At 50.3% G+C, this 11,947-nt stretch carries 11 protein-coding genes; 8 read left to right on the top strand and 3 right to left on the bottom strand.

The annotated features are described in order from the left end of the window. A partial coding sequence (proS, locus tag IGR76_01235; protein ID MBF2077164.1) for a proline--tRNA ligase occupies positions 1-1,150 on the bottom strand: 1,150 nt, incomplete at its 3' end. A gap of 1,201 nt (positions 1,151-2,351) precedes the next feature. Here proS and IGR76_01240 point away from each other — a divergent pair. The 6 genes from IGR76_01240 (at position 2,352) to IGR76_01265 (ending at position 8,205) form a co-directional block, all read left to right on the top strand. Then, on the top strand, positions 2,352-3,896 hold the full coding sequence (locus IGR76_01240; GenBank protein ID MBF2077165.1) for a hypothetical protein: 1,545 nt from the start codon (positions 2,352-2,354) through the stop codon (positions 3,894-3,896). 44 nt (positions 3,897-3,940) lie between these two features. After that, positions 3,941-4,831 (top strand): SWIM zinc finger family protein, encoded by an 891-nt coding sequence (locus IGR76_01245; GenBank protein ID MBF2077166.1) that lies wholly within the window; start codon positions 3,941-3,943, stop codon positions 4,829-4,831. A gap of 21 nt (positions 4,832-4,852) precedes the next feature. Further along, positions 4,853-5,836, top strand: a complete 984-nt coding sequence (locus IGR76_01250; GenBank protein MBF2077167.1) for a carbohydrate kinase — start codon at positions 4,853-4,855, stop codon at positions 5,834-5,836. Positions 5,837-5,838: 2 nt separating this feature from the next. Further along, entirely contained in the window at positions 5,839-6,315 is a 477-nt protein-coding gene (locus tag IGR76_01255) for a CYTH domain-containing protein (protein ID MBF2077168.1), read from the top strand. Then, a complete protein-coding gene (locus IGR76_01260; GenBank protein MBF2077169.1) occupies positions 6,312-6,872 on the top strand; it encodes a DUF1802 family protein in 561 nt (186 codons plus the stop codon). Before IGR76_01255 ends, IGR76_01260 begins: the two co-directional genes overlap by 4 nt. Positions 6,873-6,984: 112 nt before the next feature. Continuing rightward, a complete protein-coding gene (locus IGR76_01265; GenBank protein MBF2077170.1) occupies positions 6,985-8,205 on the top strand; it encodes a glutathione S-transferase family protein in 1,221 nt (406 codons plus the stop codon). An 80-nt stretch (positions 8,206-8,285) separates the two neighbouring features. Here the strand turns inward: IGR76_01265 and IGR76_01270 are convergent, their stop codons facing one another. Then, complete coding sequence (locus IGR76_01270) at positions 8,286-8,723, bottom strand: hypothetical protein (protein MBF2077171.1); 438 nt, start codon at positions 8,721-8,723, stop codon at positions 8,286-8,288. A gap of 248 nt (positions 8,724-8,971) precedes the next feature. Between IGR76_01270 and IGR76_01275 the strand changes: the two genes are divergently transcribed. Both IGR76_01275 and IGR76_01280 read left to right on the top strand, forming a co-directional pair. Beyond that, positions 8,972-9,538: a 5-formyltetrahydrofolate cyclo-ligase gene (locus IGR76_01275; protein MBF2077172.1), complete on the top strand. Its 567-nt coding sequence runs from the start codon at positions 8,972-8,974 to the stop codon at positions 9,536-9,538. Between the two features lie 527 nt (positions 9,539-10,065). After that, positions 10,066-10,728 (top strand): hypothetical protein, encoded by a 663-nt coding sequence (locus IGR76_01280; protein ID MBF2077173.1) that lies wholly within the window; start codon positions 10,066-10,068, stop codon positions 10,726-10,728. 9 nt (positions 10,729-10,737) lie between these two features. On the opposite strand, the gene IGR76_01285 is transcribed toward IGR76_01280, so the two are convergent. After that, positions 10,738-11,502: a proteasome-type protease gene (locus IGR76_01285; GenBank protein MBF2077174.1), complete on the bottom strand. Its 765-nt coding sequence runs from the start codon at positions 11,500-11,502 to the stop codon at positions 10,738-10,740. Between the last annotated feature and the right edge of the window lie 445 nt (positions 11,503-11,947).

An 11,947-nucleotide genomic window follows, 5' to 3' on the forward strand; every position in this document is an offset into this window, starting at 1 on the left:
TTTTCAGTTCAACGGCGGTTGGATCGATGATCCGAAGAAACTTCGGTGCGAGGTTCTTCGTTGCTGTGATGTAGTCATCTGAAAGCCCCGGAGAGATGTAGCCTAACGGCAATGGCTTTGATGCCCACGCCTTCTGAGCCTCTTCTGAGGGCACATCTAGGGCTAACACCGCACTGCCCCCATAGCGATCGCCCAGTTTGACAAGCTCATTCTGAAGCTTTACCTCGTTGACATCTTGATCCCCCCGAATGCTGACCAAAACTAGCACCACCTGACCGTTATCGTAGGCGACTCGATAGAGAACGTTTTTCACAATTTGGGTGGGGGAACATTTCAAAAACTTGCACAGGCTCTCAATCGTGGCTGTGTTTGGCGTTTCCAGTTTCTCAAATGCGGTGAAGGGTGACGGTACTGCATCAGGAGGTTGGGAAACGGCCTTTTCGACGTTGGCAGAATACTGTCCATCTTCGGTATAGAGAACTTCGTCTTCACCCGCATCGGCAAGGATCATGAACTCTTGGGAACCGGAACCGCCGATCGCTCCGGAGTCCGCATCTACGGCGCGGAATTCCAGTCCACAGCGCTTCAAAATGCGGTAGTAGGCATCATGCATGAGCCGATAGCTGCGATCCAGCCCTTCATAATCTGCATCAAACGAGTAGGCGTCTTTCATGATGAACTCCCGCCCACGCATGAGACCAAAGCGAGGCCGGATCTCATCCCGAAACTTGGTTTGAATCTGGTACAGGTTGACCGGAAGCTGGCGGTAGGAACGGATCATATCGCGGGCAACCACCGTGACGACTTCTTCATGGGTTGGCCCTAGTCCCAATTCCCGATCCTGGCGATCGCGCAGAGCAAACATAATCCCTTCGGCTTGAGTGTAGGTGTCCCAGCGTCCGGACTCGCGCCATAACTCCGCAGGCTGAAGCTGGGTTAGCAAACATTCCTGTGCTCCGGTCGCGTCCATCTCTTCACGGACAATGTTGGACACTTTCTTGAGCACGCGCCACATCAATGGAAGGTAGGTGTAGACGCCGCTGCCCACCCGACGGATGTATCCGGCGCGTAATAAAAGCTTGTGACTGGGAATTTCCGCCTCCGCTGGATCTTCCCGCAAGGTCACAAAAAGCATCTGAGACAGCCGCATTATTATCAACCCCTTTTTCCACTGAAGGTTCGATACTTCAGTCTAGACTATTCCTGGGTGTCTAGGTTGACCGGAATGGGCATTCTCGAAGCGTTTCCTAATATTGCCAAACAACATGCCGTGCATCTAATTTCTTGAGATGCTACTGAACGCTATATTCAGAAAGTGTTTAAAGAATGCTCAGTGTACATAAGGATGTGGTATTCCTTACTTCTATAACCAACCGCGTTTAGCATTACGTAGGTCTACCAACCTTGAGGGTATGGGGTGCAGGTTGAAATCCTTAGAGTTGATAAAGCAAGAGATATCAGGGTGAAGTCGTGCTGACGGTTTGGTATGGGTTAAGTTATGAATTCTGCTTCTAGGTATAAAGCCTAGTTCCAGAGATACGTTGGTTTTTGCGGCACGTCTTTGAGAGATTGTCGTTATTTATTCATTAACTTGACAGCAGGAAATATAAGTTGCCCTAGACCGCGTTTTCAGGTTCTTGAAAGGGTCACGTTTATAGGAGAGGGGGTATTTCTGCAGATAGAACAGGGGATGAATCCCTTTTGGTTACTATTTCCTACCCAGTTCTGTTCAGTAATAGGCTGGTTGTATGGTGAATCTATGCTTTGGAGGCCCTGCCTGTCGTCCATCGATAACTCTCTAGTCTTCGCAGGCAAGGCTAAGCAAGCACCATCCTTGAAGGATGATAGATACGCCCAGACCCTCTGTATGATGGATGCCGTTCAATGCTTGGCACTATAGCAACACGGATCGAAATACGACACCGCCTAGAGATAATTTGGACAAAGATCGTGTCTGTTTATACTCGATCTGGACGTTGCAACCGTAGATAAAAAAAGAATATTATTTCCTAGACAGAATTTGAAAAGATTGCTGGGTCAATGTTAGACAGCCTAAAGTCATTTGTCCGGTATATGGACGTATACGGAATTTAGATATGAATAAAAGCTTCATTCTCGCGGAGAGTTCAAGGATGGCGTGGAAATAAGAAGTATGGGGAGACGGACGAGTAGGAGGTGCATTAAGTAGGTCGATTAAATAAAGATTTCCGAAGATGACAACCGCGATGAGGTGCCCTTGAGGAGTTAATGGAGTCAAGCCCTAAAGATCCTAGCTACACAAGATTAACCCATGTAACGCTGAGGCGCGATCGCCGCAGGAATGTAACCACAAAGTCCTGAGGAGCAAGTTTGTGAACGTGGCAAACGCCAACCATCCAATCCAAGATAGTTTTAATGGCAACGGAGCAGCACCCTCTAACGGAGCAGCACCCTCTGCTGAAAACTATCCACCTCAGATCATTCAGTCCTCTAATCCTCAGTTCCAGTCTGGTAAAGGGTCTGGGAACGGTGTGTCGGCATCTGGATTACAGGGAGAACGAATGCGGCGATCGCAGCGAGATGTGGCGGGTGCTCAGCAAGCACTCTACAAGTTCCTGCTTGAGATTGTTAAAAACTGGGATCCTGACGATGTGATCAATGAGTTTCGCCACCTATTTATTGAACACGTCAACGCCAGCAGCGAAGGAATTATTCCAGCCCTGTACGAGATCGTTTTCTCAAACAATGAGCAAGAGTTCTTCAATACCCTCAAGCGCTCATGCTACATCTTGATCAACAACTGGGAGATTAGCCGTCACCACGATCATATTCAGCAGCTCGTGCGGCTTTTCCATGATCCGATTCTGGAACGTCCGACGCTTTCCCCAACCCTCAAGCGATTGCGCGGATGGATTCATACGTTTGCTCAGAGTTCGGACTTTCAGGAACTTGAACTCTTTGCCAGTCGCTACGACGATAAAGGAGACTGGAGTCAGCGGTATGTGTCTTACCTGCTGGTGCCGCAATACGTAAACATCCAAAACCCTGTTGAACAGCGAGAAGCGGCTAAAACCCTCTCTCGTAAGCTGAAAGAGCAGTTCAAATACGAACTAGCCATGTACACGGCCTCAGCGGACAGCACTGCTGTATCCCATCCTACTCGTCAAGCGCGATCCAATCCGACCTATCTCGGTGATGATGCGCTGCGGATGATCAAACTGATCGTGGTACGACGGGGCAAGGTTAGCTACCAGAGCTTAGCACGGGTGTTTCTCCAGCAAACTAACGATTTGCCGTACAAGACATTCAAGAAATCATTACTGAATTACCTGGTACATTCCGTTGGGCAGCCTGGCCTTGTGAGCATCCTGCGCCAAACCTTAGCTGCGCATTTGGAAACTCTTTACGAGAGCTACAACGACAAAATAATAGATGAGGCTCTGCGGCTACGTACCTGTAACCGAATAATCGAGTTTCTAACGACTGAGAATCGAGAGGAGCCGTCCAACCTCTTTGCGCTGCTGCTTTCAGAAGGAACACCCCTGACGTTGGTTGTGATTCTGCTGAAGCTGATTCTCATTTCACGCTATTCCAAAACCCATTTAGAAACCCGGATTGCCGACCTGATTCAGTACTACAGCACCTATCCCGAAGAGGATTGTGATTGGGTGATCAACTTCCTGGAGATTTTCCGCATTACGATGACGATCCATGCAGAAAACGTGGAGTACAACCTCGTCAGTGTCTTACTGGATGTCCAGATTGACGATGCAAAGAATCTCAGCGACTTGGACAAATGCCGAATTTTTTCGCAACTCCGTCATAGAACTGCGGTTGGCGATATGGCAGAAGCAGAAATCGTAGAGCATCTGCTGGAATTAAGCGCTGATTCCGAAATTATTGATTCAGACGGTTAGAATCGAGCTATGGTGAGGATGGACAACCGAGTGGCATCGAGGTGATGAGTAGCTACGAAGCACAATCCAATCGGGAATGGTGGGCACAGCGCTGGGTGGATGTCTTGGAGTCCTTCGGGTGGATTCGTCGTCTGGAGCGTGCTCGGAACTATGCCCGTGAAGGTAATGTAGTGAAGTTAGTCTTCAAGGGTGCAAAGGTAAAAGCGTTGGTGCAAGGTACGGCACCGGAACCCTATGATGTCTCTCTATCCTTGGATGTCTTCGATGATGAGCAGTGGCAGTACGTGATTGAGTCTATTGCTGAACGTGCTATTTTTTCTGCAAAACTGCTCGCAGGCGAAATGCCTCAAGATATTGAGCAGGTGTTCACCTCCAATGGTCTTAGCCTATTCCCCCTAACCAAATTTGACATTCACAGTCGTTGTTCCTGTCCGGATAAGGCGAATCCCTGTAAACATATCGGTGCGGTCTATTACATCCTGGGCGATCGCTTCAGTGAAGATCCTTTTGTGCTGTTCCAGCTTCGAGGCCGCACCAAAACCCAGATTATTAACGACTTGCGGCGTTTGCGTACCGAGGCTGGACACCCCACCGTAGATACTGGTACGAATGAGGGCCAACAATCGCAGGCTGAACTATTATCCGACGCCGATACTCCAGCCCTAGAGGAGAGCCGAGGGCAAGTCCCTCCGTTTTGGCACTACGACGAGCCGTTGGAGTCATCTCTGGTGGTGATTACGCCACCCGCCAACTCAGAAACGCTTTTGGACATGCTGGGGCCAATTCCGTTGAAGGTTGCGGCGAGTAACCTGGTTTCTGGCGCGACCCAAGCGGTGATGGAAGACTTGCGGGCTATCTATACCCACGTTAGCCAGCAAGCGGTGGTGCAAGGCATGATGGCCGGAAGTGAGTCAGGGAATGGGAATGAGAGCTAGATCGTAGAAGAGGAGACGGTTGTGAGTGATCCCCGTGTGTTGTGTCTGGGTGAAGTGCTGTTTGATCGCATTGCCGATCAACCCGGTCTGGATGTGGATCAGGTGCAATCATGGACGGACTATCCGGGAGGTGCCCCTGCAAATGTGGCTACAGCGCTGACCAAGCTGGGAACATCGGCAGCGTTTATCGGCTGTGTGGGAGAAGACCGCCCCGGAGAGGAATTGGTCGAGCTTTTGCAAACCATTGGTGTCAATACCTCCGGTGTGCAACGTCATGCTACGGCACCAACCCGCATTGTGTATGTGGTTCGTGATGAAACGGGCGATCGCCGTTTTGCGGGGTTTGGCGATCGCACCACCGATGAATTTGCCGATACCCAACTACAGGCATTGCTGATTCCGCAAGCTTTATTTGCTGCCGCTGACTACTTGGTGTTGGGAACCTTGGAGATGGCGTATCCGTTAACGCGGCAGGCCATTGAGCGATCGCTGGAGTATGCTGAAAACCATTTCGTGAAGCTGATTCTAGATGTGAACTGGCGACCCATGTTTTGGTCAAATCCCGATGAGGCCAAGCCAATTATTCATGACCTGATCAAACGCTCCGATTTCCTGAAACTCACGGATGAGGAAGCCGAGTGGCTGTTTGACACGGCTGATCCAGGGGCGATCGCCCATCGGGTTGGGGGCTTAGAAGGGGTTTTAGTAACGGCAGGGGAAAAGGGCTGTGCCTATCGTCTCAACGAACATGAAGGTCGGATGCCCGCCTTTGTAATGGACGTGGCCGATACCACGGGAGCAGGCGACAGCTTTTTAGCCGGATTTTTGCATCAGCTTTGTAAGCATGGGTTAGCCGGACTTCAGGATGCAGAATTAGCACGGCAGATGGTGACCTATGCCAGCGCGGTCGGGGCACTGACGACTACACGGGCCGGGGCGATCGCGGCTCAGCCGAAACCTGCGGAAGTTCAAGCTTTCTTATATTTACAGCAAAGTGAGAGCTGACGATGCCTGTCGAGATTGAGCGGAAGTTTTTGGTGGAGGGCGATGAGTGGCGATCGCTCGGTTCTGGAGAACTGTACCGTCAGGGCTATCTCGTCACCGAACCGGATCGGACAGTAAGGGTGCGGGTGGTGGGCGATCGTGCCTATCTCACCATCAAAGGCATCAGCACCGGAGTGTCACGCCTGGAGTATGAATACGAAATTCCCCTGGCGGATGCTGAAACCCTGCTAGATACGCTCTGTATGCGTCCACTCATTGAAAAAACACGCTATAGGATTCCCATTGGAGATCTCGTTTGGGAAGTGGATGAGTTTGCAGGCGAAAATGCGGGGTTGGTTTTGGCAGAAGTTGAACTGACGGACGAAGTCCAAACGGTCACTCTACCCGATTGGATTGGGCTAGAGGTATCCGACGATCCTCGCTACTTCAACTCGTATCTGAGCCAAACCCCGTATTCTACCTGGGGGGCACGTCCATGATTCTGACTGCTGCTCTGAAGGAATGGGCGATCGCGGTGGATGCCCTCAGCCAAGGCAAAACGATTCTTCTCCTCCGCAAGGGAGGAATCCGCGAGACGGGGGGCACGTTCACCGTTCCCTATCGTCAAGTCTGGCTATATCCCACCTACGAACACCAAAAGCCCCATTTGCTCAAGCCTGAGTATGGCGATCGCGTGTCTGAAGTTCCCTCCGGTTGGCATCCGGAAACAGTCGCGATCCAGTCCTGGGCGGAGATTACCCATACGCTTCCGGTGCAGGAATCTGGTGCTGTCGAGAAACTGCTGCCTTTTCATGTGTGGAATGAGCAGTTTGTAACGGAACGGTTGAACTGGAAACCGAAAACGCCCTTGTATCTGCTGCTGTTGCGGGTGTATCGCTTACCGGAACCCGTTCAGATTCCCTATCGTGATGCTTATGGAGGCTGCCGATCGTGGATTGAGTTGGAGACAGAATTAGAGACTGAAGGGGCGATCGCCCTTCTCTCAGATCAGGAGTATGAAGCGCAGGTGCAAGAAATTCTAGAGTGCGGGAAATAGGGCTAAATTGTGGCTTTTGAAGGCGATCGCCCCTCCAGTTGAGATTGTGCTTAAAATCGCGTTACATTTTGGATACTTGTATGTGACGCAACCACGGTAATTTCCTGAACTCATGACCTCGACGCCTATCACCACTGTGCCGCTAAGCTGGACAGAACTCGAAGCTTTAACCGATTACGCCATCGACACGGTAAACGGCCCCACCAACGCCCAGGCTCGCCTCCGCCTCTTTGGTCATTCCGAGGCCGATGTCCGAGTCACCCTCTACCGCGATCACCACGCCTGGTGTCCCTATTGCCAAAAAGTCTGGCTGTGGCTAGAGGAAAAACAAATTCCCTACCGCATCGAGAAAGTCACCATGTTCTGCTACGGGGAAAAGGAGCGGTGGTATAAGCGGAAAGTGCCATCGGGAATGCTCCCTGCCCTCGAACTGGATGGTCGCCTGATTACCGAAAGCGATGATATTCTGACCGCCCTGGAACGTGCCTTTGGGCCATTGACTCAAAGTATTGATGCTCCGAACGTGATTCCCCTGCGACGGTTAGAACGTCTCTTATTCCGGGCATGGTGTAGCTGGCTATGCTACCCGACGCGATCGCCCCGTGAGGATCACTACAATCGTGAGCAGTTTATCAACGTCATGAACCAGGTGGAAACGGCGCTCGCCTCCACGCCAGGGTCTTATTTCTTGGACGAATTCGGCATTGTGGATGTGGTGTTTACGCCCTACGTGGAGCGCATGAATGCCAGCCTGTATTACTACAAAGGCTATTCCATGCGGGAGGAGAATCCGCGTTTCTCGGACTGGTGTGATGCCATGGAAACTCGCTCCACCTATCGCGGCACCCAGAGCGATTTTCATACCCATGCCCACGATCTGCCCCCGCAGATGGGCGGCTGCTATGCGAACAGCGATCCACAAACACAAGTCAATCAAACGCGAGTCGATCAGGGGCCGTGGTTCGGCTTGCCCGATGTGAAATATCCCGAACCGGAAACCTCCCGTGCAGAAGCGCTCCATCGAGTGCTGAAGCATCGTGCCAATATTATCCGCGTGAATCCGGCAGAGGATGCCCTATTTGATGAAGCCTTGCGCTGTGCCTTGACGCTGCTGATTACGGATAAAAACTGTGTGCCCCCTGCGGGTTCTGATACGGCGCTGCGGTACTTGCGCGATCGCATCAGTGTGCCCAGAGATATGTCCATTTATGCTGCAAAACGATTGCGGGAGGCGTTAGAAACAACGGCTGCACTGGTGGGCGATCGCCAAGGGGTTCCCATTCCCATGAAGCATCGCCGAGATCAAGATCCAGCAAACTTTGTTGGCGTTTAATGCCTGTAAAGATGCAAAAACCCGTGCGAAACACGGGCTTGGTATGAACTCATTGCCCATTGGGATAGGGGCATAGCGGTTTAGTCCTGAATATGGGTTCCTAAGATTTTTGCCAAGTCAGGAACCGCTTTCTCAATATCGCCTTTAACCGAGTTCCGGAGTTTGCTGTAAGACGTGCGAACCACGCCATTGTTGCTGCGTTCAATTCTGGAATCGGTGACGCTGAGCAGCATGTTTGCTGTTTTTTCAGAATTCTGACTCAGGTACTGCACTGGGTCGCCAGATTGAACCCCTTCATCCCACATGGGTTCCAGGGCCGCTAATGCTTCTGGCAAGAGTCGCTGAATGGCACCGGGAATATAATCCGGCCCGATGCCCTTCACAACACCGTAGGCCGTCTTTAGGGCGAATCCGGATACTCCACCCTTGGCGGCAACCTGTTGATCTATCAATTTGACGCAGTCGGCGGTCAAATTGGCTTGAACAGCTTGATCGCTAACTTTATCGCTAAGCCCCATATTGATTTTTCTAACTCAAGTATGCTAACTACCCATTATTAACAGGTCATCATACTATCCTAAGGTTCTCAGGTCATCTTTCGAGGTTCCTTCATGGGCACATAAATTTTTCTTGAATGCCTATCCTTTTTCGGAGAAGAATAGAAGAATATTAGTCCGCCAACGTAAATGCCTACCCTGAAATTCCTAGAATGCATTCGGAGCGACGTAAGCGATAATTTGGGTTGCGGTTCTGTTCAATACGCTCAATGACAGCACATCAGCTCGAAAAGGCCGACCTGCGGCGATCGCTCATTCAGGCGCGTCGAAGTTTACCAGTTGCCACGTGGCAAGCCCAAAGCCAGCAAATTTGCGATCGCTTGGTGAACTCTCCCCTGTTGCAGGCCTCCCAAACCATTCTGGCTTACTTCAGCATTCGTCAAGAACCGGACTTATCACCTCTCTTTGATTTGCCATACCGCTGGGGATTTCCTCGGTGCGAGGGCGATCGCCTTACCTGGCATCAATGGGAGCCTGGTGATCTCTTGGTAGAAGGGGCATTTGGGATTTTAGAACCTGCTCCAGAGGCGATCGCCATTTCTGCCAACGAGGTTGATTTGATGCTGATTCCGTCGGTCGCGTGCGATCGCCAGGGGTATCGACTCGGCTACGGCGGCGGATTTTACGATCGGCTGCTGAGTCAACCCGACTGGCGGGCAAAACGTACTGTTGGCATTGTGTTTGACGACGCATTTCTGCCCACCTTACCTGTCGATACGTGGGATCATCCTCTTTATGCAGTATGCACCGACTCCCAACTTTGCATCGTACGGTAAGGATGGTGAGCGAATGAACTCAGCCCCACTCTTTAGTCAAGTCTTGGATGCCAAAGATCGGAATAGAGTAGCAGCTGTTCCTAAATTATTTTTCAAAAAAGATGTATCAGTGTGTTCCAAAAAATAAAAAATCGATTAAAACTAATATCAGATCATTATGCAGATTAATTCTCTACCTGTTTAGCGTTTCATCGTATAGGAAACAACAGGCGGAGTGTGGTGTCTGAGTCTGAATGTAGAGGATCGAGATTCGGGAAGTCGCTTTCCCTAGCGTTTGAGTGTTTTTCGTGATACTCCTTCATAGTTTTGTGCTTGAAGTTTTAGAGTCATGTTTAGGCATGTTCTTAATCATTAAAGCGCTGCCTCTCTGGGAGTAGACTGATGCAAAGAACAATGATTCAAAAATAGAGTGTTACGACAAATAACCTTTTTTAAGACTGTATTGATTTTTGCGATCGCCCCTTTATTAAACTCAGTTTTTTCGGTAGGATTAACTCATTAATTTTGTATCCAAAATATTTCGGACTATGGTGCTGAACCGATCGTTTATGGGTCTGTTTACTGTGGCAGCCGTTGGACTCTTGCCTAGTTTCCCCGTTGCCGCCCAAGTGGAATCCTTTTCGACCTTGGCTGCTGCAAGTTCTGCCTATACGCCTTTGCCTACAACCCCAGGTCAACAGGCTGAAACTGGAATTCCCATTGCGGTACCGCCGCCAGAGTCCGTCAATCTCAACCACGTTCTTCAGCTCCGATCTAGTGAGCGATCGCCCCAAGCCGCTGCCCCTGCGGTGGAAGTGCAACCCACGGCTGTAGCGCAGACCATTCCGGCTTTGATCGTTCCCCCAAATCTCAACATTTTGCCTGTGCCGGATGGTAATATTCCCGTTGGCAATGTTGATGGTATGCCGACGATTTCGATTCCCCGCGATGCTACGCAAAACCGAGGCACGACCTCACCGAGCGTTAATCGTGCCGCTGCGTTGGGGCTGAACTATCGCGTGGTGGTGGGTGCGCCGGATGAGGCATCGCAACAGCGTGTGAAGTCCGTGGTTCCCGATGCGTTTCGCACGTGGATTAACGGGCAGTCGGTGATGCAGGTGGGAGCCTACGCTGATATGGAAAATGCCCAGGATATGGTTCAAACCCTGGGACAGTATGGTATGCAGGCCATCATTCAGCAGATTCAGTAGGTTTCGCTGCTAGTCAGTGAAAATTTCGTCCTGACTATCGGTGTAGTGTTCCCACTCGACATTGGGCATTTGCTCAAACGCGCTCCGAACCGAGTCCTCCCAAAGCTTTCGGATCTTAGCTAGGTACGGATCGCCCAGACGCAGCCGCAGATGATGCCGAATGGCAAAGCTACTGGTTTCGTACATCATGAGGCTGATGGGTGGCCCCACGGATACGTTCGACTTCATGGTGGAGTCGATGGAGAGGAGGGCGCATTTAGCAACGGCATCTAGGGGCGTTTCGTAGGTAATGGTGCGATCGAGAATGGGTTTGCCGTACTTGGTTTCGCCAATTTGGAGGTAGGGGGTTTCGCGGGTTGCCTGGATGAAGTTGCCCTGGGTATAGAGCATATACAGTTCGGGGTCTTCCCCTTGAATTTGTCCGCCGAGCAAGAAGCTACAGTTGTAGTCGATCCGATCTTTTTCCAGGTAGGGGCGATCGCGCTCTTGCACCGTCCGGATTTTATTGCCTAGGTATTGGGCAACCTCGTAAAGACTGGGCAAAGTATATAGGGTTTCTTCGACGTTGTTCTTAATATCTTGATTGAGTAAGTGCAGAACGCTTTGGGTAATGGAGAGATTGCCAGACGTACACAGAAGTAGGATCCGCTGTCCCGGTAAGGAATAATCAAATAGTTTTTGATAGGTGGAGGCGTAATCAACGCCTGCATTGGTGCGCGAGTCGGCTCCAATGACGAGGCCATATCGAGTGAGAATGCCGAGACAATAGGTCATGAAGCTGCCAGATAATTAAATAATTCCTTCATAATCTTATGCCACGCCTTGTCCCATGAGAGTTAGGTGATCCTGGAAAAGATAAATTTTCCTAACTAGCCTTTTGAGACAGATTCAGCACGCGGTAAGCTATAAGCAGACTGTTAGAGTTGCTTGAATATCATTTTCAAGGATTAGCAATCTCTGAACGTTTGTCTATTTCTCTTAGGTTAAAATCGTCTCTTCACGATTTAGTTAACTTGTTTCTGTCCGCAACATCTTGAAGTACAAAGCTGCACCTAAACCATCCACAAGTTGACATTGTGTAGGTCGTTCCTAAGCGTAACTGCCTTAGGTATTCAGAGCTAACTATTATCGATTGACTTGAATCAGGCAATCCTAAATCCAGGTCTAAACGTTCGTTTAAAGTTCATTTGCAATGCCTTCTGTTAGGTCTAGGATAAGG

This window comes from Synechococcales cyanobacterium T60_A2020_003 (genome assembly GCA_015272205.1).
In the GTDB taxonomy this organism is placed as follows: Bacteria; Cyanobacteriota; Cyanobacteriia; order RECH01; family RECH01; genus JACYMB01.